Origin of the sequence: Streptomyces sp. MZ04 (genome assembly GCF_004684775.1) — a bacterium.
Classification (GTDB): Bacteria; Actinomycetota; Actinomycetes; order Streptomycetales; family Streptomycetaceae; genus Streptomyces.
Map to the genome: position 1 here is coordinate 1 of NZ_SRIC01000106.1, position 24715 is coordinate 24715.

27 protein-coding genes and 2 pseudogenes are annotated in these 24715 nt (G+C 71.7%); 10 read left to right on the top strand and 19 right to left on the bottom strand.

Annotation, left to right across the window (positions count from 1 at the left end):
• Positions 1-179: 179 nt before the first annotated feature.
• The 3 genes from E2651_RS21945 to E2651_RS21955 all read right to left on the bottom strand — a co-directional run bounded on the left by E2651_RS21945 (position 180) and on the right by E2651_RS21955 (position 2292).
• On the bottom strand, positions 180-641 hold the full coding sequence (locus E2651_RS21945; protein WP_135332904.1) for an SRPBCC family protein: 462 nt from the start codon (positions 639-641) through the stop codon (positions 180-182).
• Between the two features lie 131 nt (positions 642-772).
• Positions 773-1549, bottom strand: a complete 777-nt coding sequence (locus tag E2651_RS21950; RefSeq protein ID WP_135332905.1) for an NAD(P)H-dependent oxidoreductase — start codon at positions 1547-1549, stop codon at positions 773-775.
• A gap of 110 nt (positions 1550-1659) precedes the next feature.
• Positions 1660-2292: a TetR/AcrR family transcriptional regulator gene (locus E2651_RS21955; RefSeq protein WP_135332906.1), complete on the bottom strand. Its 633-nt coding sequence runs from the start codon at positions 2290-2292 to the stop codon at positions 1660-1662.
• Positions 2293-2439: 147 nt separating this feature from the next.
• Here E2651_RS21955 and E2651_RS21960 point away from each other — a divergent pair, with 147 nt between their 5' ends.
• Positions 2440-3189, top strand: a complete 750-nt coding sequence (locus tag E2651_RS21960; RefSeq protein WP_245239075.1) for an SDR family NAD(P)-dependent oxidoreductase — start codon at positions 2440-2442, stop codon at positions 3187-3189.
• Between the two features lie 60 nt (positions 3190-3249).
• Here E2651_RS21960 and E2651_RS21965 read toward each other — a convergent pair whose 3' ends face one another.
• The 3 genes from E2651_RS21965 to E2651_RS21975 form a co-directional block, all read right to left on the bottom strand.
• Positions 3250-3951, bottom strand: a complete 702-nt coding sequence (locus E2651_RS21965) for a ribonuclease H (protein ID WP_209446213.1) — start codon at positions 3949-3951, stop codon at positions 3250-3252.
• Positions 3952-4013: 62 nt separating this feature from the next.
• Complete coding sequence (locus tag E2651_RS21970) at positions 4014-4523, bottom strand: N-acetyltransferase (protein ID WP_135332908.1); 510 nt, start codon at positions 4521-4523, stop codon at positions 4014-4016.
• 237 nt (positions 4524-4760) lie between these two features.
• Complete coding sequence (locus tag E2651_RS21975) at positions 4761-5075, bottom strand: putative quinol monooxygenase (protein WP_135332909.1); 315 nt, start codon at positions 5073-5075, stop codon at positions 4761-4763.
• Positions 5076-5285: 210 nt separating this feature from the next.
• Here E2651_RS21975 and E2651_RS21980 point away from each other — a divergent pair, with 210 nt between their 5' ends.
• Complete coding sequence (locus E2651_RS21980) at positions 5286-5603, top strand: helix-turn-helix domain-containing protein (protein ID WP_135332910.1); 318 nt, start codon at positions 5286-5288, stop codon at positions 5601-5603.
• Positions 5604-5618: 15 nt separating this feature from the next.
• On the opposite strand, the gene E2651_RS44020 is transcribed toward E2651_RS21980, so the two are convergent.
• Positions 5619-5966: a hypothetical protein gene (locus E2651_RS44020; protein WP_167828854.1), complete on the bottom strand. Its 348-nt coding sequence runs from the start codon at positions 5964-5966 to the stop codon at positions 5619-5621.
• A 202-nt stretch (positions 5967-6168) separates the two neighbouring features.
• Between E2651_RS44020 and E2651_RS21990 the strand changes: the two genes are divergently transcribed.
• A complete protein-coding gene (locus E2651_RS21990) occupies positions 6169-6555 on the top strand; it encodes a GNAT family N-acetyltransferase (RefSeq protein WP_135332911.1) in 387 nt (128 codons plus the stop codon).
• A 4-nt stretch (positions 6556-6559) separates the two neighbouring features.
• Here the strand turns inward: E2651_RS21990 and E2651_RS21995 are convergent.
• From E2651_RS21995 to E2651_RS22005, 3 genes and pseudogenes are all read right to left on the bottom strand, one after another.
• Positions 6560-6709 (bottom strand): annotated as a pseudogene (locus tag E2651_RS21995) (aldo/keto reductase); the annotation flags it as partial.
• A 234-nt stretch (positions 6710-6943) separates the two neighbouring features.
• Positions 6944-7627: pseudogene (locus E2651_RS22000) on the bottom strand (aldo/keto reductase); the annotation flags it as partial.
• Between the two features lie 37 nt (positions 7628-7664).
• Complete coding sequence (locus E2651_RS22005) at positions 7665-8036, bottom strand: helix-turn-helix domain-containing protein (RefSeq protein ID WP_245239076.1); 372 nt, start codon at positions 8034-8036, stop codon at positions 7665-7667.
• A gap of 217 nt (positions 8037-8253) precedes the next feature.
• On the opposite strand from E2651_RS22005, the gene E2651_RS22010 reads away from it, so the two are divergent.
• A complete protein-coding gene (locus E2651_RS22010) occupies positions 8254-9396 on the top strand; it encodes a hypothetical protein (RefSeq protein WP_135332914.1) in 1143 nt (380 codons plus the stop codon).
• Positions 9397-9404: 8 nt separating this feature from the next.
• Here E2651_RS22010 and E2651_RS22015 read toward each other — a convergent pair whose 3' ends face one another.
• The gene (locus E2651_RS22015; protein ID WP_135332915.1) at positions 9405-10217 is read right to left on the bottom strand and encodes an SDR family oxidoreductase; all 813 of its coding nucleotides are present in this window, start codon (positions 10215-10217) and stop codon (positions 9405-9407) included.
• Between the two features lie 275 nt (positions 10218-10492).
• On the opposite strand from E2651_RS22015, the gene E2651_RS22020 reads away from it, so the two are divergent.
• Positions 10493-10999: a MarR family transcriptional regulator gene (locus tag E2651_RS22020; protein ID WP_135332916.1), complete on the top strand. Its 507-nt coding sequence runs from the start codon at positions 10493-10495 to the stop codon at positions 10997-10999.
• 13 nt (positions 11000-11012) lie between these two features.
• Positions 11013-11456, top strand: coding sequence for a MarR family transcriptional regulator (locus E2651_RS22025; protein WP_135332917.1), 444 nt, complete (start codon positions 11013-11015; stop codon positions 11454-11456).
• A 9-nt stretch (positions 11457-11465) separates the two neighbouring features.
• Here E2651_RS22025 and E2651_RS22030 read toward each other — a convergent pair whose 3' ends face one another.
• Positions 11466-12788 (bottom strand): helix-turn-helix domain-containing protein, encoded by a 1323-nt coding sequence (locus E2651_RS22030; RefSeq protein WP_167828855.1) that lies wholly within the window; start codon positions 12786-12788, stop codon positions 11466-11468.
• A 482-nt stretch (positions 12789-13270) separates the two neighbouring features.
• Here E2651_RS22030 and E2651_RS22035 point away from each other — a divergent pair, with 482 nt between their 5' ends.
• Together E2651_RS22035 and E2651_RS22040 are read left to right on the top strand one after the other, a co-directional pair.
• Positions 13271-13927 carry a hypothetical protein gene (locus tag E2651_RS22035; protein WP_135332919.1) on the top strand — a complete coding sequence of 219 codons (657 nt, stop codon included), beginning with the start codon at positions 13271-13273 and terminating at the stop codon, positions 13925-13927.
• Positions 13924-14526 (top strand): hypothetical protein, encoded by a 603-nt coding sequence (locus tag E2651_RS22040; RefSeq protein ID WP_135332920.1) that lies wholly within the window; start codon positions 13924-13926, stop codon positions 14524-14526. Before E2651_RS22035 ends, E2651_RS22040 begins: the two co-directional genes overlap by 4 nt.
• A gap of 126 nt (positions 14527-14652) precedes the next feature.
• Here E2651_RS22040 and E2651_RS22045 read toward each other — a convergent pair whose 3' ends face one another.
• Both E2651_RS22045 and E2651_RS22050 read right to left on the bottom strand, forming a co-directional pair.
• Positions 14653-18378: an ABC transporter ATP-binding protein gene (locus tag E2651_RS22045; protein WP_135332921.1), complete on the bottom strand. Its 3726-nt coding sequence runs from the start codon at positions 18376-18378 to the stop codon at positions 14653-14655.
• Between the two features lie 142 nt (positions 18379-18520).
• On the bottom strand, positions 18521-19021 hold the full coding sequence (locus tag E2651_RS22050; RefSeq protein ID WP_135332922.1) for a cupin domain-containing protein: 501 nt from the start codon (positions 19019-19021) through the stop codon (positions 18521-18523).
• Between the two features lie 135 nt (positions 19022-19156).
• Between E2651_RS22050 and E2651_RS22055 the strand changes: the two genes are divergently transcribed.
• Positions 19157-20038: a LysR family transcriptional regulator gene (locus E2651_RS22055; RefSeq protein WP_135332923.1), complete on the top strand. Its 882-nt coding sequence runs from the start codon at positions 19157-19159 to the stop codon at positions 20036-20038.
• On the opposite strand, the gene E2651_RS22060 is transcribed toward E2651_RS22055, so the two are convergent.
• A complete protein-coding gene (locus tag E2651_RS22060; RefSeq protein ID WP_135332924.1) occupies positions 20005-20697 on the bottom strand; it encodes an SDR family NAD(P)-dependent oxidoreductase in 693 nt (230 codons plus the stop codon). The two genes, E2651_RS22055 and E2651_RS22060, sit on opposite strands and share 34 nt — an antisense overlap.
• A 90-nt stretch (positions 20698-20787) precedes the next feature.
• On the opposite strand from E2651_RS22060, the gene E2651_RS22065 reads away from it, so the two are divergent.
• Complete coding sequence (locus E2651_RS22065; RefSeq protein WP_135332925.1) at positions 20788-21162, top strand: MerR family transcriptional regulator; 375 nt, start codon at positions 20788-20790, stop codon at positions 21160-21162.
• A 316-nt stretch (positions 21163-21478) separates the two neighbouring features.
• On the opposite strand, the gene E2651_RS22075 is transcribed toward E2651_RS22065, so the two are convergent.
• From E2651_RS22075 to E2651_RS22090, 4 genes are all read right to left on the bottom strand, one after another.
• A complete protein-coding gene (locus E2651_RS22075; protein WP_135332931.1) occupies positions 21479-22459 on the bottom strand; it encodes a LacI family DNA-binding transcriptional regulator in 981 nt (326 codons plus the stop codon).
• A gap of 124 nt (positions 22460-22583) precedes the next feature.
• Complete coding sequence (locus E2651_RS22080; RefSeq protein ID WP_135332927.1) at positions 22584-23504, bottom strand: ROK family protein; 921 nt, start codon at positions 23502-23504, stop codon at positions 22584-22586.
• On the bottom strand, positions 23456-23800 hold the full coding sequence (locus E2651_RS22085) for an AGE family epimerase/isomerase (protein WP_135332928.1): 345 nt from the start codon (positions 23798-23800) through the stop codon (positions 23456-23458). Before E2651_RS22085 ends, E2651_RS22080 begins: the two co-directional genes overlap by 49 nt.
• Before the next feature lie 42 nt (positions 23801-23842).
• On the bottom strand, positions 23843-24715 hold an 873-nt coding region (locus E2651_RS22090), incomplete at its 5' end, for an MFS transporter (protein ID WP_167828856.1).

Here is a 24715-nt window from a genome sequence, read left to right on the forward strand (position 1 = left end):
GGTCGGGCTCGGGGCGACGCCGGTCGGCGCGGTCAGGGCTTGTCGGCGCGGGCGGCGCGGGCGGGCCCGGAGCGCCGCGGGTCGGCGCGGGCGGGCCCGGAGCGACGCGGGTCGGCGCGGGCGGGCCCGGAGCGACGCGGGTCAGCGCGGTCAACGCTTGTCGGCGCGGGCGGCGCGGGTCAGCGCCGGGACGCCTCGGCGGCCGCCTTGACGTGGTCGTTACGGGTGCGGATGAGGTGCGGCATATAGCGGTTGAGCACCGCCCACTCGGCCAGGGCGCCCAGCGGGCCGAGCGGCGCGGCGAAGTCGATCACGTCGCGCATCACGGTGCCGCCCTGCCCGTCCGGCTCGAAGTGGTGGGCGTGGTGCCACCGTTTGAACGGCCCGGACAGCTGCTCGTCGACGAAGTGTCCGGGCCGGTCGAAGGCGGTGATCCGGGACGTCATCCGCCACCGCACGCCGAAGTGCCTGGCCTGCCAGGTGACGGACTCCCCAAGGCGCATGCCGCCGGCCGCCACCCCGCCGATGACCTGCTCGCCGGATGCGGCCATCGACGCGGTGTGCACATCGACGTCCAGCGAGACGTCGAAGACGAGCTCTGGCGGCGCGGCGACGCGGGTGACGGCCTCGAAGCGGGTCATGCACCAACCCTATGACGCCCGCCCCGCCCGCCTGTTGCCAGGGGCGGGCGTCATAGGGCACAGCTGCGCACGGTAGAGCGACGTGGTCGGTCGCGGCTTCCTTGGCGCGGCCTCGATCCGGCCGCGATCGATTATCCGCCCGGTGCGGAACGGTGCGCCGCGACACCGGTCAGTCCCGGGGCGACCTCCGGACGCAGGACGAGGTCGCCGCCGTAGTCGCCGCCGTGCTCGTGCCGGTAGGGCAGCGGGTCGGTCACGGGCAACTCGCGGAGCCTGTCCCGCAGTTCGGCGGTGCGGTCGCGATAGCCGGCGTCGTCGAGACGATCGGCGCCGTAGACGACGTACGGCGGGAGCGCGGCCATCCCCGTATACCAGAACACGCCGTGCAGCAGCGGGAAAAGGACCTCGTCCACCTGCCCGTGGACGCCGCGCGGCCCGAATCCCGACTCCCGCGCACCGACCGAGGTGACGACCATGGCACGCTTCCCGGCGAGGCCGCCGTCCCCGTACCGCAGGGTCCGCCCCGCGTCGTCCTGGAGCCCGAAGGCGAAGCCCTGCACGAGCACCCGGTCGAACCACCCCTTGAGGATGGCGGGCGGCCCGAACCACCACAGCGGGAACTGGAACACCAGCGCGTCGGCCCAGGCGATCTTCTCCTGCTCGGCCGCGATGTCGTCGCTCAACTTGCCTGCGGCGTAGGCGTGTTCCTGCTCGGCGCCGACCAGCAGCCGGTCCACCGACTCCCGGTGAAAGTCCTCGGCGTCCACCACGGGCTTCCACCGCATGACGTACAGATCGGACTCACGGACCTCGTGCCCGAGCTCACGCAATGTCTGTACGCCGTCGTCACGCAACGCCCCGTTGAGGGACCGGCCTTCGGGATGGGCGAACACCCAGAGAATCTTCATGCCATCGATCCTCCGCCGCGCCCCGGAGCAACATCAGCGGCCAGACGGCCATGCACCGCAAGGATCTGGCCACGCCTGCGCGCACCCCGCCCTCAGCCCTGTCGGGCCACCTACCTGCGCCTGACCTCGGCGAGCTGCTCTTCGGTCAGGGCCGGCACGGCGACGGGCCGGGCGGCGTCCGCCCGCAGTCCGTCGACGTAGAAGGCAAGGCAGCGCCGCCAGGCGTGCGGCGCCGTATCCACCGACTCACGGATCACCTGCGCCATGGCCCAGATCAGGGTGACCAGGTCCGCCGGCTCGAAGTCGCGGCGCAGCTGCCCGCTCTCCCGGGCCCGCTCGATGATCCGCTCCACCTGCAGAAAGCCGCGACCGCAAGCGTCGTTCACCTCGGTGGCCAGGGGAAACCGCTGGCCCAGCGCGTCGTTGAGACCACGGTCCTCGGCCTGCAGCGCGAAGAGCTCCTCGACGAAGCGGACGAAGCCGTTCCAGGGATCCGGGTCGGTCAGAGCCGTCTCGGCGATGCGGTCCACGGCGGCGATACGCTCCGGGAAGATCGCGTCGAGGAACGCCTCGCGGGTGGGGAAGTGGTTGTAGAGCGTGCCGATGCTGACCCCCGCCCGGCGCGCGATCTCCTCCAGCGGCGCGTCCAGACCGCGCTCACCGAACACGTCGGCGGCGGCGGCGATGAGCTTGTCCCGATTGCGCGCGGCGTCTGCCCGCAGCGGCTTGATTCCGGCTGCCATGACCCCATCATACGAAACCTGAGGCGCCCCTCAGATTCCATGCTACGGTCGAAATGAAGTTGAGGTACCCCTCAAGTTCACGGGTAGGAACGGGTAGGAATGCGACTCGCTCGATTCACTTGATCACTTGATTCGAAGGGCACCGCCTTGTCTGCATCAGCACGATCAGCACGATCCGCACGCAAGACCGCCGTCGTCATCGGGGCAGGACCCGGACTCGGCATGTCCATCGCGCATCGTTTCGGCCGTGAGGGCCACGCCGTCGCACTCGTCTCCCGCAGCGGCGCCCGGCACTCCGGATACGTCGCCGAGCTGGCCGGGGCGGGGGTCGAAGCCGGGGCCTTCGTCGCCGACGTACGGGACCGCGGGCACCTCCTCGCCGCCCTCGACGCAGTCGCCGAGCGGTACGGGACCATCGACCTCGTCTACTACGGGCCGGGCGCGGTCGACCCGGACGCCCGGCCGAAGTCGATCACCGAGACCGATGCCCGGAGCACCCAGGAGGCGATGTGCATGGTGTATCCGGCCATCGACGTGGCGAACAAGGTGCTGCCCGGCATGCTCGAGCGCGGCACCGGCGGGCTGCTCTTCGCCGGCGGGCTGAGCGCCGTCACGCCGATGCCCGACCTGGGCGCCTTCGCGGTTTCGTCGGCGGCCCTGCACAACTACGCGCTGACCCTCAACGCGGCGGTCTCCGACAAGGGAATCCACGTCGGAAGCCTGATCATCGGCGGGCTCGTCGAGCGCGGCGACCTCCACCGGTCGGTGACGTCGCAGCCGGAGGCGTTCGGCGACGTGGGCAGCATGTCCCTCGACCCGGACGCGATCGCCGACACCGCCTGGGAGATGCACTCCCGACGCGACCGCGCCGAAGCGGTGTTCAGCGCCTTCGGCTGACACCGGCCTGCGGGCGCACGAGCGTGCGCCCGCACCGGACAGAGAGCCGACGGGCCCGCGTCAGACGTCCCGGCACTCCACGTGCCCCCAGCCGTGCGCGTTCTTCGTGATCTTCTCGCCGGCCTCGTACGGCTTCTGGCAGTGGCAGCGGCCGGGGAACTTGGCCTTGATGACCGGGGCCGAAGTCGCCTTGCCGGAGGCCGACTTGGTTGCACGTCCGGCGGTGGCCTTGCGGGCGCGGCCCGCGGGTGCGGACGTCATGCGCTCGGGGCGCGGCTGCGGGATCTCCTGCGCGCCGTGGGCGGTACCGGCCCGCTCCTGCGAGGTCGCGGCGTCGCTGGCCGCCACGTCGGCGATCGCGTTGAGGTGGTCGCCGTCCACCTGGTGGGCCGCGACGTGCCGGAACGTCACCGCGCGCCCCTGCAGGAGCGCGTCGATGCGTACGACGAGGTCCTTGTTCGCGACCGGCTTCTTCGCCGCGGTCAGCCAGCCGTTGCGCTTCCAGGAGGCGATCCACTTGCTGACCGCGTTCATCGCGTACTGGCTGTCCATCCGGACCTCCAGCGGGACCGCGGGGTCGGTGGCCTCCAACAGCTCGGCCAGCGCGGTCAGTTCGGCCACGTTGTTCGTCGAGTGGCCGAGCGGGCCGGCCTCCCAGCGCCGCGGCGTTCCGTCGGCGTCGGCCACCACCCAGGCCCAGGCCGCCGGTCCGGGGTTCTTCTTCGCGGCTCCGTCACAGGCGGCGATGATCAAGTCAGACATTCCTCGATGATGCCAGCCGCCGTGCCGGGGCCGTGTAGCAGCCCCGGCACGGCGGGTTCGGGCTAGATGCCGAAGGGTGCGGCGTAGCGGACGGTGCCGCCGGGCAGCGGGTGCGCGGCGTCGAGGGCGAGGGCCATCATGGCCTCGTCCGGGACGTCGATGCCGATGCCGATGCCGTGGGCGGAGGCACGGGAGAAGCCGAACCTCGGGTAGTACGCCGGGTGCCCGAGGACGGTGACGAAGCGCTCGCCCCTGTCCTTGGCGGCCCACAGCGCCGTACGGATGGCCGCGGACCCGGCACCGGTCTTCTGGTACTCGGGCAGTACGGCGACGGGAGCCAGGCACAGGGCCGGGGTGTCGCCGATGTGGCAGCGGGTGAGCAGCGCGTGACCGACGGGCCTGTCGTCCCGGTCGGTGGCGACGATGGAAAGGCCGTCCAGCCAGGACGAGTCGGCGCGCAGGGCGTCGACGAGGTCGGCCTCCGACGGCGTGTCGAACGCGGCGAGGACGATGTCGCGGATGGCGGGGATGTCAGCGCTGGTCTCGGCGCGCGTGATCCAGTCGATGCTCATGATGGATGAGAGTCCGTTTCATGGCGGGTTCGTGTGAGTGTCGCCCCGCGAGCTCACGCTCCCGGCGGGGGCACATCCGGCTGAGGTCGAGCCGGCTGACGTCAGGCCGCGGCCCGGGACGTGAGGGAGGTCCGGGCGGTGCGCAGGGCAGCGGCCTTGAGCGCGGTCATCAACCCCACCTCCCGACTTCCTCGGCAATCCGGTCGTACACGAACGCCAAACACAATGTCAGTGAGGTCAGTAAGGGCTGTGCATCGTGAGGTAGCGGATCTCGAGGTCGGAGGCCAGGTAATCCATCCGCCGCTCCCAGAAGGCGCGCATGTGCGGGAGCGCCAGGTGCGCGTCGAGATCATCCTGGGTGCGCCAGGCCTCGTAGAAGACGAAGACGCCCGGCTCATTTCGGTCTTCGTGGAAGTGGTACTCGAGACAGCCGGGCTCCTGCCGGGTCGGCTCGACGAACGAGAGCAGGAGCCGCTTCAGCTCCGCGGCGCGTTCGGGCTTGGGACGAGCGGTGCCGACGAGCGTGAAGGGCCGGGTCGTGGGCTGGGTCATGAAGGTTCTCTCCTCGATGGATACGCATGCCGATGGATACGCATGCCGATGGACACGCGTACCGATGGACACGCATCGACAGTCGATAGGTACGACGAAATTCGTACCTGCCGGACGCTAGCGACCTCGCAGGTATGATGCAAGTCGTACCTACAGGGTCGAGCCTGGCCGCGCCACCTCGGCGTACGTGGCCCAGCGGAAGGAGTCCGGATGCCCGACGACGAAGGTCACCCGACCGTCGAGGAGATGGAGCTCGGCCCGGTGCTCGCGGCGCTGGCGGACCCGTTGCGCCGCCGCGTGGTGCGCGAGCTGGCGGCCGCGCCCGACGGCACGGCGCGTACGTGCAGCTCCTTCGGACTGCCGGTCTCCAAGGCGACGGTCACGCACCACTTCCGGGCGCTGCGGGAGGCCGGCCTGGTCCAGCAGGTCTCGCGGGGCAACAGCCGGATGGCGACCCTGCGCAGGGCCGATGTCGAGCAGCGGTTTCCGGGACTCCTCGGCATCGTGGCGGCCGAGCGGGAGAAGTGAGCCCGATACCCGGCGTCAGGCCTCCATGCGGCTCAGCACCACCCACGCCCAGATGACCACACTCACCGGCACCACGATCGCCACGGCCCCGAGCCCGACCCCGACCCGCGCCCAGCGACGGTCGGCCGCCTCCTCGCCCCGCAGGGAGCGCAGCGCGCCGAAACCGGCGACGACAGCGCAGATCCCCGCGGGCACGATCAAGTACACGGGGAAGAAGCGAAGCCACGGCGAGACGCCGCCCGGCAGCCAAGGGCACCCGATCATCGAGACGGCGACAGCACCGAGTACCAGCGACCCCGCGCCTCGCCGCGGGGTGCGTACCGTCACCCGGTCCGGGTCGGTGACCTGCTGAAAGTGGCTCATGCCCGGAGGCTAGACGGCGCGGCACGGGTGCCGCGTGAGGTCGGCTACTCATGCCGGGGTGAGTAGCACGGGTTGACCTCAAGCGCGCACGGTGACTCCCCTCGGCTCTTCGGAGGGCATCGCCGCCCTTGACCAGACCGAAGAGACGATCGGAGAGCCACCCGCCCTCCCCGCGCGGCGATGAGCCCTCCGAGGACTGCTCATGCTGCTCGACGGCGAGCCGTTCGGTCTCGTACAGCGCTGCCGCCTCGCCGACTACCCCGAGTATCTGGCCGAGTTGGTGGAGCAGGCCGACGTACCGGAGGGCGCCGTGTCCGTCGACTACCTCATCGGTGACCCGCGCAGGGCCGGCCGCGGCCTCGGCACGCTCATGCTGCGGGCGGTCATCGAGGCCACCTGGAGCGACCACCCCGACGCCACCGCGATGCTCGTCCCGGTGCACGTGGGCAACACCGCGTCCTGGCGCGCGCTGGAGAAGGCGGGCATGCGCCGCGTCGCCGAGGTCAGTCTGGAGCCGGACAATCCCCTCGACGACCGCGCTCACCACCTCTACCGGATCGACCGTCCTGCCGGGGACTTGATGACCTAGCCGCTCACCGCACCGCGATCCGGTCGAGCCGCTGCCACTGCTCGTCACTGAGCCGGAGGCTTCCCGCCGCGATGTTCTCCTCCAGGTGGCCGAGCGAGGCGGTGCCCGGAATCGGCAGTACGACCGGTGAGCGCGCGAGCAGCCAGGCTAGGGCCTGTCCGGTGGGTCAGGCCGGCCTTCGCGCCGGGCGCCGATTGGTCAGGGCCGGGCGGGCCCTGGTGCGTGCGGCTGCAAGGCGGAGTAGGGCGACAATGCGGAGCGTTGGCAACCGACGACAACGCCGGAGGGGGCACCTCCCTGCTCGAGCGAAGCCGAGAGCTTGGGGGAGCGCGTGCCAGGGGTCGCGGCCCCGGCAGGACCCATCGGACAGGCCCTAGGGCACTGGCGCGGCCGTGGCGTCGAGTTCGGCCGCCACGGCGGCGATCTCGGCCGTTTCGGTCGATGCCGCGGGGTGCACCGGCCGCCAGGGCAGGAAGGCGATGCCCGCGTCGGAACAGGCGTCGAGCACGCTCTCGTGCTCGCGGTCGAGCAGGTTGTAGCGGTTCTGCACGCTCGCGACGTCGACGATCCGCCGCGCCTCGGCGAGCTCGTCGACGGTCACCTCGGAGAGTCCGATGTGGCCGGTCTTGCCGTCGTTCTGGAGCTCCCGCAGCACACCGAGCTGATCGGCGAGCGGCACCTTCGGATCGAGCCGGTGCATCTGGAGCAGCTCGATCCGCTCGGTCCGAAGCCGGCGCAGGGCCTGCTCGACCTGGCCACGGAGGAATTCCGGCCGCCCGTTGATCTGCGCCTCTTCGCCGGGAGCCGACTGCTCGACGGCGACCTTGGTCGCGATGAGCACGTCGTCCGGGTACGGATACAGCGCCTCGGCCAGAAGCTCCTCGTTGGCGCCCCATCCGTACATGAACGCCGTGTCGATCAGTGTGACGCCCAGTTCGACGGCGCGCCGGATCACCGCGATCGAGGCTTCCCGGGGCGCCCCGTCCTCGGTGGGCAGCCGCATCGCCCCGAACCCGAGCCGCCGTACGCCGATTTCGCCACCGATACGGAAGGTGCCGCTCGCTGCTGTCATGTGTCTGTGCCCGCCTCTCGGTCAACGCCCGCCGCAATCAAGGGCATTGTGCGGACGACCGCTCCGTGGGCTCGTCGTAGTCGAGGCGGGCCTGCTCGATGCGGTCCAGGTTGGCGGTGGACCACTCCGCGAGCGTGGCGAACAACGGGCCGAGGCTGCGCCCCAGTTCGCTGATCTCGTACTCCGCCCGCGGCGGTACTTCGGGGTAGTAGGTGCGGACGACGAGGCCGTCGCGCTCCAGCTGCCGCAGCCGCTGCGTCAGCACCTTGGGCGTGATCCCCTCGATGCCCCGCTGCAGCTCCACGAAGCGCTGGCGGCCGTACTCGTTGAGCGTCCAGAGGATCGGCGTGGCCCAGCGGCTGAAGACGATGTCGACGACGGGGCCGACCGGGCAGACCTGCACACTCACCGGAGCGATCTTCGCCTGATTCGATGGAGTCGATGGAGTCGATCGAGTCGATGGAGTCGATCGAGTAGGTCTGGCGCTCATAAGTCCCCCTCTAAGGCCCCCTCGCTTCCTCAAGTCAACCACCCTACCGAGGCCCCGAATTGCGCATACGCGTGCATAGACACCGCAAGGCGCCCGGTTCAGGGTGGCCACGCACCCATCCGAGGAAGGACCCTTCATGCGAAGACGCGCATTCGTCCGTGGCTTTGCCGCCACCGGCGCCGGGTTGACCCTGCCCCTGCCGTCGGCCGACACCGCTGCCGCCGCCGCTTCCGCCGCCGCCCGGCCATCGGCCGCCGGATCGTCAGCGGCCGGTTCGTGGCAGGAGGTACCCGCCCCGCCCGGGCAGGAAGCCGCCCACCTCGTCGCGGTCGCCGCCGCGGGGCCCACGCTCGCCTGGGCGGTGGGCGAGCAGGGCCGTTACGGCGGCACCGTCGGCACCCCGATCGCCCTCAGCTGGGACGGCTCCGCCTGGTCGACCGCCGACCTCTCCCACCTGACGTACAGCGGCGGACTGCGCGCGGTCGCCGCGGGCCCGCCCGGCGGCGCGGCCTGGGCCCTCGGCACGAACACGGCGGGGCAGGACCAGCTCCTGGCCTGGGACGGCACGACCTGGCGGGAGGCGGACTTCCCCGGCCGGGGCGAGCCGGGGACACGGCTGACGGACGTCACGTCCGGCCCCGACGGCGGTTTCTGGGTGTCGGGGCGGCACGGCGACCGCGCGGGGCTGCTGCACGGCGACGGCGGGACGTGGCGCTGGTGCGGGCCGCTGCCGGACGAGGCCGCGCCCACACCGTCGGGCGTCCACGTGACGCCGGGCGGTGAGGTGTGGGTCCACGGCGACATCATCGCCCGGTGGGACGGCGCCTGGACGGTGGTGCCACGCCGGCTCGGGATCCGCGCGTCCGTGTCCGGTCTGCTGCCGGTCGCGCACGACGACATCTGGCTGACCGGCTTCGCGTACGGCGTGGGCGGACCGCCCGGCAAACCGCCCGGCGTCACGCTGCAGCACTATGACGGCACGCAGTGGACCGACATCAAGGCCCCGTTCGGCGTGGGCCTGTTGAGCGGCATCGTGGGGGACGCCGACGGCAGGCCGGACCGGATCTCCGGCTGGGACTTCTGGGACCAGAAGCGCGCCCACTACCTGCGGTGGGACGGCACGGCCTGGGTCAGCGAGCGGGGCCCGGAGACCGCCTCCACCTTCCTGCCGGAGGCGCTGACCCGGATCCCCGGCGCCGACGGCGGCTACTGGTCGGTGGGCACGACCGCCTTCTCGCCCTACCCACCGGCCCAGCTGCGCATCGAGCGCTACGCCTGACCCACGGCTCAGCCCCCGCGCGGCGCGATGCTGAAGTCGAACGCGGACGTTCCGGGATCGACCGCGGTCACCCCTCCGTCGACGGTGAGCGTCGCGCCGTTGACGAAGGAGGCTGCGGGCGAGAGCAGCCAGGTGATCGCCTCGGCGACCTCCTCCGGCTGTCCGGGACGGCCCGCGGGGACCAGCCGCGTCGCCTCGTCGTACGCCGCGTCGGCGCCGCCGTCCCCGAGACCGGCCTCCTCGGCGAACCGGTTCATCCGTCGGTCGGCCATCTCGGTGCGCACCCAGCTGGGGCAGACGGTGTTGGCGCGCAGGCCGTCCCTGCCGTAGTCGACGGCGAGCGACCGGCACAGCTGGAGCAGCGCCGCCTTGGACGTCGCGTACGCCGCGTTGGCCACGCCGTTGCGCAGGGCGGCGACCGAGGCGACGGCGACCACCGAGCCGCGCGCGTCGAGGAGATGCGGCAGCGCGGCGCGCAGCAGCTGGAAGGGCCCGGTGAGGTTGGTGCGAAGCACCGCGTCCCAGTCCTCGTCGGAGAGGTCGCCGACCGCTCCGCTGCGCCCGATCCCGGCGTTGAGCACAAGACCGTCGAGGCGGCCGTAGGTCTCGGTGGCCGCCTCGACGAGTCCCGCGACGGCCGAGGGGTCATCCGCGTCGGCGGGGTGGGCGAGCGCCCCGGTTTCCTCGGCGATGCGGCGCAGCGGCTCGGGTCGCCGCCCGGACACGACCACCTGGTGCCCGGCCGCGCGCAACTGCCGGGCGGTGGCGGCACCGATACCCGTTCCGCCGCCCGTGACGATGACAACTCTTCGCTCTGTCATGCCTGTTCAGCCTCCGGAAACAGTCGAATGCACATGCCGCGATCATACGGAGCCGCGACCACCGCACGGCGGTGAGATCATGACCGGTCACGCTCCGACGCCGACCGCTGCTGCGGATGGGCCGTGGTGGGTGGTGTGGTGGCCCATCGGCCTGCCGCTCAGCGTGGTAACCCTTCAGAGGGCGGCGGCGCGTTGGGCCGGTACGAGGGGTGAGTCGGCGGGGCGGCCGTCAAAAATAGTAGCCATGGACATAGTAGCCATGTACTCTATTTGCCATGAGCAAGGCTTCACCGGGTCCCACACCCGGCTTCCTGGTATGGCGGCTCGCCAACAAGTGGCGCGTCGCGGTCGATCGCGCGGTGGCTCCGCTGGGACTCACCCACGCGCAGTACTCACTGGTGGCGTCGCTGTACGGCATGCAGCGCACCGGCGAGCGGCCCAGCCAGCGCCAACTCGCCGACCACACCGGCCTTGAGGCGCTCTACGTATCAAAGCTGGCGCGCGCCCTGGAGTCGGCAGGGCTGATCGAGCGCACCCGGGATCCGCGCGATCCGCGCGCCGTGCAGCTCGCCCTCACCGAGCAGGGCCAGGCCGTCACGCGGCAGGCCATCGCAGTGGTCCAGGAACTGCTTCAGCGGTTGCTGGAGCCGCTGGGCGGTCTCGACGCCCAGCGGACGCGCGCGTTCACCGACGAACTGAAGACCCTGCTCGACGCACCTCTCGCTCCATCCTTTCCGGCCGCTCCGGCCGCTCCGGCCCTTCCGAACGACGAGAGCACTTAGGGGACACGACACCATGACCACCACCGCACCCGTCGCCAACGCCCGCGACCTCGCCCTGGCCCACTACGCCGCCCGCGGCGTCCTGGAGCACGTCCTGGGCCTGCACGGCATCACGTACCAGCAGCAGATAGCCCTGCGCGCCGCCATCACCGCCGACGCCCCGCGGACGCCGGACGAACTCGTCGCCGAGGTCCGGGGCTCCCTCAAGGCCGATCCGGCCGACATCCGCGTCACTCTCGACGAACTCCTCGCCAAGCAGCTGCTCGTCGCGGACGGCGCGCACCTTCTCGCATCGGATGCGGGGCGCGAGCTGACCGACACCGTCGGCGCGGAGACCGCCCCCGTCTCCGCCCGCATCTGGGGCGGGATCCCCTCCGACGACCTGGTCGCCGCCGGGCGCGTCCTCGCCCTGGTCACCGAGCGCGCCAACGCGGAGCTCGCGGCGCTGACCGCCTGACCGAGCCGCTCAAGGCAGCATGCGGGCGAACAGCCGGGTGAGCGGGTGGAAGCGGTAGCGGCCCGGCGCCCGGGACTCCAGGAACTGCACGTCGACCAGCTGCTCCAGGATCACCTCGGTCGCCGACGGCGCCCCGCCCGTCGTCGCCGCGGCGTCCGCCACCGTCAACTCGCCCTGTTCCGCCGCCAGCAGGGGGAGCGCGAGAGCCGCCGCCCGGCCGGTGGGACCGCGGGTCAGCAGTTCCCGGTGGCCCGCCTCCAGGGCCGTACGCATGTCCAGGTCCGCGAAGGACAGTTCCGCCAGGCGGCGCGCGGGGTCGGCGAGCCGCCCCGCGAGTTCCCGCGCAGGCCACCGGGGGCGTGCCGCGAGGCGGGCGCCCGCGATGCGCAGGGCCAGCGGGAGGTGACCGCAGTGCCGCGCGATCGCCTCGGCGGCGTCGCGATCGGCGCCCAACCGGCCCTGCCCCGCCCAGAGTTCGAGCACCGCGATGGACGCAGGGGGCCGCAGCGGTGCGAGGTGGAGGTGGTTGGCGCCGTTCACGGCGGCGAGGACGCCGAGGCTGGTGACCAGGACCGCGCAGCCGTGCGCCGCGGGCAACAGGGGCCGGACCTGGGCGGCGTCGCGGGCGTTGTCCAGGACGATCAGCACCCGTCGCTCGGTGAGCAGCGTGCGGTAGGCCGCCACCGCGTCCGCCGCGCTGCACGGATACAGCCTCTGAGCACCCAGCGCGCAGAGAAATCGCCTGAGCACGTCAGCGGGCGCGACGGGACGCTCGTCATGGCGTGAGCCCCGCAGGTCGGCATAGAGCTGACCGTCGGGGAACCGCTCGGCGAGTCGATGGGCCGTGTGCACGGCGAGTGCCGACTTGCCGACACCGCCGGGCCCGTCGAGCGCGACCACGACGGGGCCGCCGCCCCGCGCCTCCGGGCGGAGCACGTCGAGCGCGTCCAACTCCCATCCACGGCCCGGGAGTTCCGGCACATCCGCGGGCAATTGCCGTGGTACGGGCGGTAACGGACCGGCGTCGTCCGTGCCGGGCGGGCCGGTGCGGCCGCCCGCGGCCAGACGGGAGCGGCGCGCCTCCTCCACCCGGTCGCGGGCCGTCGCGAGGAGGCGCAGTTCGCGGCCGGTGGCGCCGAGCACCTGGACCAGCGTGTCGAAGCGGTCCGTGGGCGGCAGGGTCTTGCCCGCGAAATAGTCGCCGATCACCCCGTGCGCCCAGCCCGTGCGCGCCGCGAGCTGCCGGTAGGTGAGCTGTGCGCCCCCGTTCCTGCGCGCGGCGCGACGGCGCAACTGGCGCAGCAACGCGGCCAGTGCGTCCGTCGTATCCACGTAATCGACCGGGCCGACGCCTGCCGCCGCCCGCCCGCAGCCCCCCGTCCGGCGGGTGCTCCGCCGCCCCCGTTCCCTCTGCCACCGCTCGCATCCTCCGCACCGGCTCGCGCCGGCGACGCCCTGTGAACGTCGCCTGGCCGAGGCCATCCGGATCTGTCCGGCGGTGCCCGACTTCGCGGACCGCCCCCAGGGGCGCGTTGCGAACATCCGACTACCGCTCGGATCCCGCGTATCGGCGACCGGGCACCGCACCGGCTGTCACTACGGCATTCGTGGAATGCCGTCCGTCGGTTTGGTGCGGCTTCCCGCCGAACGCCGGACACCGGACACCGGGCGTCGCAACACAGCACGACCGACACACAGCACGACCGACACACCGCACCACCGACACACCGCACCACCGACACACCGCACTACCGACACACCGCACTACCGACATCGGACAACCGACATCGGACAACCAAGGAGGCACGACCTATATGAGTAGGGTCTGCAACAAAGCCCCCAACCTGCCTGACGGCAGCGTGGCCGAACAGTCCCTGTACGAGCGCGTGGACGGCCCCATCGCCACCGGCTCGGCCCACTTCATGCGGGCGGGCAGCGAGCTTCACCTGATGCACTCCGACCTGGAGCTCAACGACGTGCGCCAGGCAGCCCTGCGGGTACGCTGCGCCGCCGCCGCCATCCGCGCCGGCCTTGTGGAGTACCGCAGCTCGCACCGCGTCGCCCACGAGCTCGGCTTCTACCCGGTCCACGACGAGCGGCTGCGGGCCGCGGGCGGCGGGACCGCCCCGGTGCGCGAGACGCTCACCACCGCCCGTGACGCCGACCTGGTGCAGCTGGACAAGGCCGCCGTCGAGGCCATCGCGCTGCGCTACGAAGAGGGCGGCGACGAGGCGGCGTTCGGCCACTTCGTGACCGCGCTGACCGCGTTCTCGGCGGACCTCGACGGCTTCGCGGCACACGCCGCGGACGCGCGTCCCGCCGACTGGCAGCGCGTGGCCTGGCAGTTGCTCACCGCGTTCGACCGCATCCGGATCTACGGTCAGGCGCTGGCCGTCATCAACATCCTCGGCATGACCCCCAGTGCCGTCGCCGTCGTCGGCGCCGGGCAAGGAAGGAGGAACGGGATATGAGCGCAGTCTGCAACAAGCTCCTCAGCCTCAGCGAGGAGGACCTGCGCGACAAGAAGCAGCTCGCGATGGCGGCGGGCACCGAAGTGACCGCGGCCACCAGCGAGTTGTGCCGGGCGCTGGAACTCGCCGAGCACGGCGACGGTCTTGCCGGTTCCGCGGTGTACGCCGCGGCGGCACGGGACCGGCTCGGCGGCGCCGTGCGGATGCTGGCCCAGGTGGCCGACATCCTCGCGACGGGCACCATGACCAAGGAGACGGCTGCTTGGTACAGCAGGCTCGACTACGACCGGCTCTACCGCCGGGGCACCAGCCTCGGCGAGGTGCCGCACGCTGCCGAACTGTGGCAGGCGTTCACCGAGCAGGCCACGACAGGCGGCCCGCTCGGCATCTGCCACGACATGCTCGACCGCACCCGCGCCGTGGCCACGCTCATCGGTGACTGGCTGGAGCGGATCGACGCCCCGGCGGCGGACACCGCGCTGCCGCGGATCCAGTCCGCGATGGCCGACCTGGCCGCGTACACCCAGCTCGTGGCCTTCGCCAACAAGGTGGAGCCCCGGGACCCGGCTTGGGTGGTGGCGCAGGACGCTGCCGCATAACCGTCCGCGGGCAGAAAGTCCGTAGACAGCAACAGTCCGTAGGCGGCAACAGTCCGTAAGAGGAAAGTCCGTAAGAGGAAAACAGAAGGAGCGCCGGCCCGGGCCGGCGCTCCTTCCGCGTGCCCGTCACTGGTAGGCGCGCGCCTGGACTCCGTACATCTGCGCGTAGAGGCCACCTCGGGCGAGGAGTTCCTCGTGCCGGCCCGTCTCGGCGACCCGCCCGTGGTCGAGTACGACGATGAGGTCGGCGCCGCGTACGGTCGAGAACCGGTGCGAGACCAGCAGCGTGACCGTGCCCGGATCGCCGCCGTCGGGCCGGGGGCGGCGCGCGGCCTCGATGTACCGCTCGAAGATGACGTGTTCGGTCTCCGCGTCCAGGGAAGCGGTCGGCTCGTCCAGGATGCGCAGCAGGGGTGCCGGGCGCATCAGGGCGCGCGCGAGCGCCAGCTTCTGCCACTGCCCGGTCGACAGATCGACCCCGCGCTCCCAGCGACTGCCCAGCTGGGTGTCGGGGCCGTCCGGCAGTGTGCCGGGCAGGTCGGCGGCACCGGCCCGCTCCAGAGCGGTCACGACAGTCCGCGGGTGGTCGATGCGTGGCAGATCTCCGACGCCGACCGTCTCCCGGAGCGTGAACTCGAAGCGTACGAAGTCTTCGAAAGCGGCGCCGATCCGCTCGCGCCACCGCTCCGGGGCCAGGGCGTCGAGGCGGGTCCCGTCGACCATGATCCTGCCCCGCGTCGGCTCGTGCATCCGGCACAACAACTTGACGAGCGTCGACTTCCCGGAGCCGTTCTCACCGACCAGGGCCACCACTCCCCCGGCGGGCAGCCGCAGTTCGACGTCGTGCAGCGTGGCCGCGGCGGTCCCCGGATAGCGGAAGGACAGCCCTTCGAGGGCGATGCCCTGCCGCAGCTTCGACGGCACGGCGGCGCAAGCAGAAGCCGTGGGCGCGAGGCTCGCCCGATCCGCGTACACGCGCAGCCAGCGCAACCGCTCGGCGCTCTGCAGGAGTTCGACGACGGCGCCCGTGGCCTGCACGAGTCCGCCGACGTGACCGGTGAACCGTCCGGCCAGGACGACGGCGAGCAGTACGGCGCCGAGGCCAGCCCGCCCGGTCACCGCGAGATGCACGACGAAGGCGACCGCACCGATCAGGCCGAGCGAGTTGAGCAGCCCGGCCGCACAGCCGATCGCGGTCACCCGCCACTGCGCCCGGCTCTTCACACCGTCCGCGCGGCTACGTAACTCCCCTATCCTGGCCCATAGTTCGGGCCCCGCATCAAAGACGCGCAGCTCCTTGCCCGCCGCCGGCGATGTGGCGAGGCGGGCAAGCCGCCCGGCGAGCCGGTAGTCGGCCGCCGTGGCCTCCTGGGCGCGGGCCATGACGCCGCGGGCGGAGATCTGCAGGCGCAGGGCGAGTGCCCCGATGAGCGGAAGCGCCAGCAGGGCCGGGTGGACGGTGGCCAGGAGAGCGGCGGTCACCAGGAAGCCGCCGAGCTGTTCGAGCAGGTTGAGCACCCAGTTGAGCAGCGCTCCCATGGCCAGGGTGCGGTCCCGCAGCAGGTGCAGCCGGTCCTGGAACGCGGGCGACTCCTGGTGGCGAAGGCCGGGAATGCCCGCGGAGAGCCGGGCGAGGAGACGGTCGAAGGCGAAGCCCACCCGCTCGCTGAGCCCGATCCTGGCGCCGATGGCGGCGAGTTCGACCGCTTCCCACACGCCGAGGCTCACCACGAGCAGGACCGCCGCCGTCACCGTGGCTTCGAGCAGCCCCTGTTGGGCGCCCTCGGCCATGGACCTCAGCCACAGTGCCTGCAGGGCCGCGAGTCCGGCCGCGGCGGGCACGAGCAGCAGCCCGAGCACGGCGAGTTTCCACGACTCCCGGAAGGACTCGGCGATCAGGGTGCGCAGCGCGTCGAGCACGTCGCGCCAACCGCGTCCGGAGACCTCGGGGGCGTCGACTGCGGGTGGGCCTTCCACCATGGCCGGAGGTGCCTGCGGGGATACACAGGCACCAGCGGCATCATCCCAAGGCTCAGCAGCATCGGAGCCACCGTCACCGTCGGCGAATCGCTCGGCCTGGAGCCGGTACATCCGGGCGTACCTGCCGCCCAAAGCCATCAACTCGTCGTGCGTGCCGCTCTCCACGATCCGCCCGCCGTCCAGGACATGGATGAGATCGGCCTTGCGTACGCCCGAGAAGCGGTGCGAGACCAGAATCGTGGTGGCGCCCCCGCTCACCGTCAGGAACCGGTCGAAGAAGGCGGCCTCCGCCCGCGCGTCGAGATGCGCGGTGGGCTCGTCGAGCACGAGCACGGCCCCCGACCGTGCGGCAAGGAGCGCGCGGGCGAGCGCGACCCGCTGCCACTGGCCCGCGGACAGGTCGGCGCCGCCCTCGAACTGCCGGGAGAGCACGGTGTCCCAGCCCGCCTCGAGCATGCGGGGCAGCTCGGCACCGTCGGCCAGTTCCAGGGCGCGCTCAAGGGCGTGGGGGTCTCGGCCGTCGTCCCGGGCGCCCATCGCCACGTTGTCGCGCAGCGTCAGCGGGTACTTCACGAAGTCCTGGAAGACGACGGAGATTCCCCGGCGCCACTGCCGCGCGTCGCACTCCCGTACGTCCGCGCCGTCCACGGTGATGCGCCCGGCGCCCGGTTCGTAGAGCCGCGCGAGGAGTTTGATCAGCGTCGTCTTGCCGGAGCCGTTGGCCCCGACGAGCGCCACGGAGGTCCCGGCCGGGACCTCCAGGTCGAGTCCGCGCAGCACGGGTTTGTCCGTGCCGGGATAGGTGAAGTCCACGGCCTCGAAGGCGATGCGACGGCGGACTTCCGGAGCCCGCCCGCTCGTATCTCCGATCCGGGCGCTGTTGGCGGTCCCCCGCCGCTCCAGCTCGGCGAGCGACCGCAGACCCAGCAGCGCGTCGCGCACCAGGAGGTCGTCGTCGCCGACCCAGCCGAGCGCGGGCAGGGCGAGCGCCGCCTGGGCACTGATCACGAGCTGGGTGAGGCTCAGTTCGCCGCGCGCGGCGGCGAAGGCCGCGTACCCGAGGACCACGCCCTCCGCGAGCACCACGAACCCCACCGCGCCGTAGGCGCGCCGCGCGGCCGTCCCCCGGGTGGCCCAGACCCTGGCCATGCCCGACTGCCAGACGGCCGTCATCCGGTCGGCGAGCCAGTCACCGAGCCCGAAGACACGTATCTCCTTGGCGGGCTCGGAATCCACGGCAAGTGACCGCAGATAGCCCGCCCTTCGGATCACCGCGCTCGCCGACTCCATGCTGCCGTGCACCTGGCGCGACAGACGCAGATAGGAGCGGTAGGTCAGCACCGCGGCGAGCCCGAGCAGCGGCGGCGCCCACCACGCGAGCGGCGCCAACAGGAGGAGCAGGCCGATCCCTTCGAGCCGGGGACGCACGATCTCGGGCAGCAGGGCGGCGAGTTGGTCCGGCCTGGTGCCCGGCTCGGTGGCCAGGCGCAGCGTATCGGCGTAGCCCGGCTCTTCGAGGTGTCCGATGCCGTCCGGCCCTGTCCCGGCCGCGATGGCCCTGTCCTCCACCACGCCGGCCGCGCGCAGCCGCAGCACCGCCGCGAGCCCGCCGTCCAGGGCGCGCAGTCCCGTGCGTACGACGATCAGCACGGCGAACACGACGAGGACGCCCAGTGCGTGCCGGGCCTCGGCCGACCCGGCGCCCGCCGCCACGGCTCCGGGCAGCGCGCCGACGAGCCGTCCGGTCGCGACCACGATGAGCGGGCCGGTGAGCGCCCCGCAGACCACGGTCAGGGCGAGTGCGACGGTGTGCCGGGGCCCCGCTCGCCACAACAGCCGCACTGCCGCCGTCCATTCCTGCCATGTACGCATACCGGTCTCCTGAGCCGCGCGCCATTGGGGGCACGATGCTCACAGAGGGGCAGGGCGGCCCGGCGACGGTCCCGGCCGCGACCGGACGCCGCCGGTCGCGGGCCGAGCCACGACACCGGCTCAGGGCGACCGGTCCAGCCCCTCAGCCGGTCCGCACGGACTGCCAGGCCGAGGCATCGAGGAAGTGCACGTCATAGCGGTCCTGCTCGGACAGGAGGCTGTCAAAGGACTCCAGGCCGTGCTGGATACGACCCAGAGCCCTGAAGTAGCCGAATCGGTCGATGCCCGGCGTCAGGACCGCGATCAGGTCGGCGGTCGAGCCGCGAGCGGCGCCGAAGGCATGCGGCATCCCGGGCGGGACGACGACAAGACCACCCTGGCCCACGGTCGTCACCGCACCGTCCAGGAAGAATTCCATCGTGCCGTCGAGTACGTAGAACAGCTCCGACGACAGCATGTGGCGGTGCGGTCTGGCGCCGTCGGCGCCCTCACCGAGGGTGAGCCGGTTGGCGCCCAGCGCGCCGCCGGTCCCGCCGGCGTCGGCCAGCAGCCGGAAGCCTCCGCCATGCGGCAGCGGTACGTACTCGGCCTCCTCGGGCCGCACGATCAGTGCGTCCCCGGTGTCACCCGTGTGCCGCGTCATCTTCTCTGCCCCTTTCCTCACATCTCCTGAGATCAGGTCCATTTGAACCGGGGAAGAAGCCGCGAACCAGAAGCGGTTGTCGCCTACAGAAATCACCGATCGTGATGAATCGGAGGAGCGTATGGAGAGGAACGTATGGAGCTGAGACAGCTGCAGTACTTCGTGGCCGTCGCCGAGGAGGGCGGTTTCGGCCGTGCCGCCGAGCGCCTCAGCATCGTCCAGTCTGCGGTGAGCCAGCAGATCCGTCGCCTCGAACGCGAGCTGGGGATCACGCTGTTCGAACGCTCGACCCGCCACGTGCGGCTGTCCGGCGCCGGCGAGCGGTTGCTGCCCGAAGCACGCGCCGTACTGGCGGCCGCGCGCCGCACGCGTCAAGTGGCGGCCGACATCGCCTCCGGTGACGACGGGATCCTGCGATTGGGCAGCGTCCAGGGCCCCGGCGACCGGACCTACCGCCTGCTGAACCAACTGGCCTCCATCGCCCCTCAGTTGCAAGTCCGCCTGCGGCGTCTGCCCTTCGCGGACCGACTGGCCGCCGTGCGTTCCGGTGAACTCGATGCCGCCCTGGTAAGGGCCCTGCCCAGGGCGGCGGAACTGGAGCTCATACCGGTGTGGAGCGACCCGCTCTACGTGGCTCTGCCCGCCGGCCACCCCTTGACGGCCGAGCCGGCCCTGCGCCTGGAGCAGCTGTCCGATCTGCCGCTGAGGCTCGCACCGCGCGAAAACAATCCGCCGTTCCACGACCTGATCACCGACGCCTTCCGTGCCGCAGGCGCTGAACCGCTCATGGGACCGCCGTTCACCACCTTCCAGGAGACACTCACCGCGATCGGCACCAGCCCGTCCTCCTGGACAGTCTTCTATGAGGTGGTCGGGCTGCCGCTGGTCCCAGGAGTCGCCATACGCCCGCTGGCCGAGCCCACCCTCACCACGATGCTGGCCGTCCCACCGGGCCCGCCCGGCCCATCGCTACGCCACCTGCTTCAAGCCTTTGCCCATGAGTCCGACCGGCCATGAGACACATCCAGTCCGCTGTACAGGACTTCTTGTTGCCATTGAGGTCGTGCCTGGGCGTGCAGGCGCCAGTAGTGCTCGGCGATGTCGTCGGGATCGAAGGCTGTGCCCGGAGCGACGGGACCGGCCACGGTGACCGTGGCCACATGGACACCGGAAGGCCCGTATTCCATGTCGAGCAGCTTCACCAGCGTCCGCACTCCGGCCTTGCCCAGCGAGAGACTCACGTACTGCGGCTTGGGCTCGGGCATTCCGCCGGTGATGATGAACGAACCGTTCGCTCGCCGCGCCATCGTCGGCGCAACGTGCGCGGCGGCGGTGAGCGCTCCGATCACGTTGACCGCCCATGCGTTCAGGTGTCCGCGCAGCGGCAGCTCACCGGGCGCGTCGGGCTGGATGGCGGCGGCGTTGTACACCACGACGTCCGGCGGACCGAGCTCGTCGGCCGCGGTGTCCAAGGCGGCGCGCAATGCCGTCTCGTCGGCGCTGTCGGCAGTCAACGGCACAACCCGCACGCCGAAGGGGACCACGGCGTCGGCTGTTGCCTGCGCCGTCTCACCGGTCCGTGCCACCAGCGCGATGGGCAGGCCCTCCCGTGCGAACCGGCGGGCCACCGACCGGCCGATCCCCGGGCCCGCCCCGATGATCACTGCTCCCGGCATCACCACTCCTTCCTCTGGGTGATCACTGACAATGGGGACACTAAGGCCTGCCATTGATGTGAGGGTCAACCGTAGGAATGAGGGAGTCGCATGCGGATCGGTGATCTGGCCGAGAAAACGGGCGTGAGCCGGCGGCTGCTGCGCTACTACGAAGAGCAGGGACTGCTTCGGCCGGTACGGCAGGCCAACGGCTACCGTGAGTACGCCAGCTCCGATGTCGCCGCGGTGCGTCACATCCGGGCCCTGCTTGCCGCGGGCCTGCCCACCGCGGTCATAGTCCAGATCCTGCACTGCGTCCACGACGACGGTGAGCGGCTGATTCCATCGCCCTGCCCGGGCATGGTCGACCATTTGCGTCGGGAGGACGCGCGGATCACCGAGGCGGTCGCGCAGCTCCAGGCATCCCAGAAGGCACTCGGCACCCTGCTTGCCGCCGCCCGGCGGGGGGCTGACACAAGCTCCTGATCGGTGCGCATGCCTGCCGCGCATGCCCCAACGGGCGCCACGCCGGCTCCCGGGCCGGGTGAGGTCGTCACCCAGATGAAGGCCGCGGGGCTGTGCGGCAGCGACCTGCACATGTTCTACCGTCCGACACCACAAGAGCGGCGCGGCGAGATCCGAGACCAAGGGCCGGAGCCTGGAAGACATCGAGCAGGCGCTACGTCGCCCGGCGAGTGCGGGCGCCGACGAGTGGTGTTATCGATACCGTGTCGGCAGAGGGTGTGCCGTCAGTGTGCGAAGCCCTCAGGCTGCTGCGGGACCTAGGGAGAGCTGGAGCGCGCTACGCGCCGTACCGCACCACCGTCGTCGGCACGACCGTTCGACGCGCCTGCCCCTTTGACGCGTCCGCCCCCTGCTCGATCCGGTCCAGCAACAGCCGCGCCGCCCGGCGTCCGACCTCGTCCGCGTCGTACGACACGACGGTGACCGGTACCCCCAGCATGTCCGCCATCTCGAAGTCGTCGAAGCCCGCGAGTGCGATGTCGGCGCCGAGGCGGCGCACCGCACGGTAAGCACCCAGCGTGATGCGGTTGTTGGTGCAGAACAGTGCCGTCGGCGCGTCTTCGCGGTCCAGGAGCTCCATCGCCGCCGCCTCCGCGGTGGCGATGTCGTGCGGGCCACGGCGCACCCAGTCCTCGCGCGGTGTCAGCCCGGCTTCCTCATGCGCGGCCCAGTAGCCGCGGAAGCGCTCGGCCCCGGTGAACAGAGCGGGCGGATTACCCAGGAAGCCAACGCTCCGGCGCCCTTCGGCGAGCAGCTGTGCCGTGGCCTCGCGGGCCCCGCCGAAGTCGTCCACGAGAACCGTGTCGGCCTCGATTCCGGAGGGCGGCCGGGACGCGAAGACCACGGGAGTGCCGCCGAGCGAGGCGGGGCTGAGATGACGGTGCGAGGCGCCGGCCGGAACCACGATCATGCCGTCCACCCGGCGCGAGACCAGGTCCTCCACCAACTCACGTTCGCGCTGGGCCTGTTCCGCCGTGTTGCCGAGGACAAGACGAAGCCCCGCCTCCTCGGCGACCTGTTCGGCGCCGAGCGCGAGGCGGGAATAGAAGGGGTTGGCGAGATTGGTGACGACCAGGCCGATCATGCCGCTGGGGCGACCGAGGCGCAGATTGCGGGCCACCTCGTTGCGGCGGTACCCCAGTTCACTGACGACGGCGAGCACCCGTTCCCTGGTCACGGGGTTGACCCGCTCGTCCTGCTTCAGGACCCGTGACACGGTCATGGCACTGACCCCGGCGCGGCGGGCGACATCCCGCATCGTGGGGGCGGCGGGGCCCGAGGACCCAGGGCTGCCGGACGGAGGCACTGAGTTCACGCTCTCCTCGAAGCCGAAGGCTACGGGCGCTTCCGCAACACGCCCGCAGCCCCATCTTATCGGCCTGTCAGCGGCCTCCCGCTGCCGCGGGCCGCGGCCGCACCGCCCACCGGGCGGCGCCGAGGAGCGGTGCGTCGTGAGCGCGCTCGGCGGTGCGGGCCACCAGTTCCCCGGCGGGTTCGGCGTCCACTCCCGCTCTCAGCGATGCCTCGATCACATCCCAGGACGCGGCGATCGAGCCGCCGACGACCAGCGCGGTGGCTTCGAACCGCGCCAGCCATGGCGCCAGGGCCGCCCCGAGCGCCCGGAAGGCGTGGTCCACCACGGCCCGCGCATGGCGATCGCCGCCCCGGGCAAGCTCGACGATGGTCCAGACATCGGGAACGAGGTCCGGGTCGTCCAGCGCCGCACGGGCGTAGGCGGCGCGGATGCCACGCCGCGAAACGGTGTCCTCCAGGGGCCGTCCGCCGTACGACAGCAGATGCACGCTGCCGTCCGGCGGCACCAGCGGGCCGTCGTTGACGGGCTGCCCCTGGTCGAGGAAGGCCGAGCCGACACCGCTGCCGAGCGTGATGCAGACGGCACGCGCATGGCCGACGGCCGCCCCGGCGGAGGACTCTCCGATGCCGAAGGCGTCCGCGTCGTTGAGGAATCGCAGCGCGGCCGGCGCCGGACGCAATCGCCGCGTCAGCTCGGCTCCCACGTCCACGCCGTACAACGCGTCGAACTTGCCGACATCGTGGAAGAGCCCGATGCCCGCTTCGTAGTCGAACGGTCCTGGCATGGCCAAGCCCCAGGATGCCTCCGAGGGGGCGTCGATCCGAGCGGCCGCTGCGGCGATGCCGTCGAGGATCTCCTCGGCCGTGCCTTGGGTGGGCAGCGGCTCGCGCACCGCATCGCCGACCAGTCCCCTGGCGGCCAAGTCCACCAGCGCGGCGGTCACATGGGTGCCGCCGACCTCCAGGACGGGTACGGGCGCGCTCGGCATGCGATTCTCCCCTGGCGTGCGGCCTCGGCAAGACCCTGATGCTGCGGGGCGCGTGCGAACAGCGTGGCCTGGAAGACGTGGTACAGGTCCGGCTTGCCGTCCCAGATGGTGAAGGCGGGCTGCCCGTGCTCATCGAGCTCGTGCCACCAACTGCCGCTCGTACGATCGACCATACGCCGCTCGGCGTAGCCCCAGAAGGTGCGATACCAGCGCTCGTAGGCCGGGGCACGAGTCGTCCGGTGAAGGAGGGGCGAGCCGCTCCACGCGGGCCCTGGGGGCCGGAGAGTGGGGTTCATGGTGGCGTTTCCTCGTGTGTGCAAGATCTGTGGCCGTTCCGCTCAACGCATCACGCGGAACGTGCCCGCGCGCAGGGCGCCTTCGATGTCCTCCAGGCTGCGGCCCCGGGTCTCGGGGACCCAGAACCACACGGCGAAGGTGGACACACCCACCGCCACCGCCCGGACCTTCAGCGGGAACATCTCCGGTCCTGCCAGCCAGACCACGACCGAGAGGCTGCCGCCGTTGAAGGCGATGTAACCGAGGATGCCCAGGACCACGATCCACCGGGCGTTGCCCTGCGGGGCCTGGCCGTTCACGAAGGCGGCGGCGAGCGCTGCGAGGCACAGCACGGCGCCGGGCAGCAGCACAAGGAGCAGCACAAGGAGCAGCACAAGGAGCAGCCTGCGACGGCCTATTCGGTCCACGAGCCAGATGCCGAGGGCGACCATGAGGAAGTTGACGACGCCGACGCCGACGGTCGTCAGCATCGCGGCGGAGCGGCCGAAGCCGGAGTCGCCGAGGATCGTCGGGGCCTGGTAGATGATCGCGTTGATGCCGGTGATCTGGGACGCGACGACGAGGCCGATGCCCGCGATCAAGGCCGGGCGCAGCCAGCGGGCACGCAGGCCCCGTTCGCCCTCCTCGGCCGCGGTCGCGGCGAGTTGACGCAGTTCGGTGTCCACGGCCGCGGTGTCGGGGCGCACCCGGGCGAGGACGGCGCGCGCGGCCTCGGGACCGCGGTGGGTGAAGAGCCGGCGCGGGCTCTCCGGCAGGGCGGACATGCCGATCAGGAGGGTGACGGCGGGCAGCAGGCCCAGGCCGATCATCCAGCGCCGGCTCTCGTCGAGGAGATGGCCGGAGAGATACGCGGTGAGGATGCCGAGGGTGACGGCGAGCTGGAAGGTCACCACAAGCCCGCCTCGCCGGGTGGG

Excerpts from the sequence above, each read along its gene's own strand:
- E2651_RS22035 (WP_135332919.1), top strand. The coding sequence starts at position 13,271 with ATGAGTAGGGTCTGCAACAAAGCCCCCAACCTGCCTGACGGCAGCGTG.
- E2651_RS22025 (WP_135332917.1), top strand. The coding sequence starts at position 11,013 with ATGACCACCACCGCACCCGTCGCCAACGCCCGCGACCTCGCCCTGGCC.
- E2651_RS21970 (WP_135332908.1), bottom strand. The coding sequence starts at position 4,523 with ATGAGCATCGACTGGATCACGCGCGCCGAGACCAGCGCTGACATCCCC.
- E2651_RS44020 (WP_167828854.1), bottom strand. The coding sequence starts at position 5,966 with ATGAGCCACTTTCAGCAGGTCACCGACCCGGACCGGGTGACGGTACGC.
- E2651_RS21950 (WP_135332905.1), bottom strand. The coding sequence starts at position 1,549 with ATGAAGATTCTCTGGGTGTTCGCCCATCCCGAAGGCCGGTCCCTCAAC.
- E2651_RS22040 (WP_135332920.1), top strand. The coding sequence starts at position 13,924 with ATGAGCGCAGTCTGCAACAAGCTCCTCAGCCTCAGCGAGGAGGACCTG.
- E2651_RS22020 (WP_135332916.1), top strand. The coding sequence starts at position 10,493 with ATGAGCAAGGCTTCACCGGGTCCCACACCCGGCTTCCTGGTATGGCGG.
- E2651_RS21980 (WP_135332910.1), top strand. The coding sequence starts at position 5,286 with ATGCCCGACGACGAAGGTCACCCGACCGTCGAGGAGATGGAGCTCGGC.
- E2651_RS22080 (WP_135332927.1), bottom strand. The coding sequence starts at position 23,504 with ATGCCGAGCGCGCCCGTACCCGTCCTGGAGGTCGGCGGCACCCATGTG.
- E2651_RS21990 (WP_135332911.1), top strand. The coding sequence starts at position 6,169 with ATGCTGCTCGACGGCGAGCCGTTCGGTCTCGTACAGCGCTGCCGCCTC.
- E2651_RS22085 (WP_135332928.1), bottom strand. The coding sequence starts at position 23,800 with ATGAACCCCACTCTCCGGCCCCCAGGGCCCGCGTGGAGCGGCTCGCCC.
- E2651_RS22055 (WP_135332923.1), top strand. The coding sequence starts at position 19,157 with ATGGAGCTGAGACAGCTGCAGTACTTCGTGGCCGTCGCCGAGGAGGGC.
- E2651_RS22075 (WP_135332931.1), bottom strand. The coding sequence starts at position 22,459 with ATGCGGGATGTCGCCCGCCGCGCCGGGGTCAGTGCCATGACCGTGTCA.
- E2651_RS22060 (WP_135332924.1), bottom strand. The coding sequence starts at position 20,697 with ATGCCGGGAGCAGTGATCATCGGGGCGGGCCCGGGGATCGGCCGGTCG.
- E2651_RS22010 (WP_135332914.1), top strand. The coding sequence starts at position 8,254 with ATGCGAAGACGCGCATTCGTCCGTGGCTTTGCCGCCACCGGCGCCGGG.
- E2651_RS22050 (WP_135332922.1), bottom strand. The coding sequence starts at position 19,021 with ATGACGCGGCACACGGGTGACACCGGGGACGCACTGATCGTGCGGCCC.
- E2651_RS21965 (WP_209446213.1), bottom strand. The coding sequence starts at position 3,951 with ATGTCTGACTTGATCATCGCCGCCTGTGACGGAGCCGCGAAGAAGAAC.
- E2651_RS22015 (WP_135332915.1), bottom strand. The coding sequence starts at position 10,217 with ATGACAGAGCGAAGAGTTGTCATCGTCACGGGCGGCGGAACGGGTATC.
- E2651_RS22065 (WP_135332925.1), top strand. The coding sequence starts at position 20,788 with ATGCGGATCGGTGATCTGGCCGAGAAAACGGGCGTGAGCCGGCGGCTG.
- E2651_RS21945 (WP_135332904.1), bottom strand. The coding sequence starts at position 641 with ATGACCCGCTTCGAGGCCGTCACCCGCGTCGCCGCGCCGCCAGAGCTC.
- E2651_RS21975 (WP_135332909.1), bottom strand. The coding sequence starts at position 5,075 with ATGACCCAGCCCACGACCCGGCCCTTCACGCTCGTCGGCACCGCTCGT.
- E2651_RS22045 (WP_135332921.1), bottom strand. The coding sequence starts at position 18,378 with ATGCGTACATGGCAGGAATGGACGGCGGCAGTGCGGCTGTTGTGGCGA.
- E2651_RS21955 (WP_135332906.1), bottom strand. The coding sequence starts at position 2,292 with ATGGCAGCCGGAATCAAGCCGCTGCGGGCAGACGCCGCGCGCAATCGG.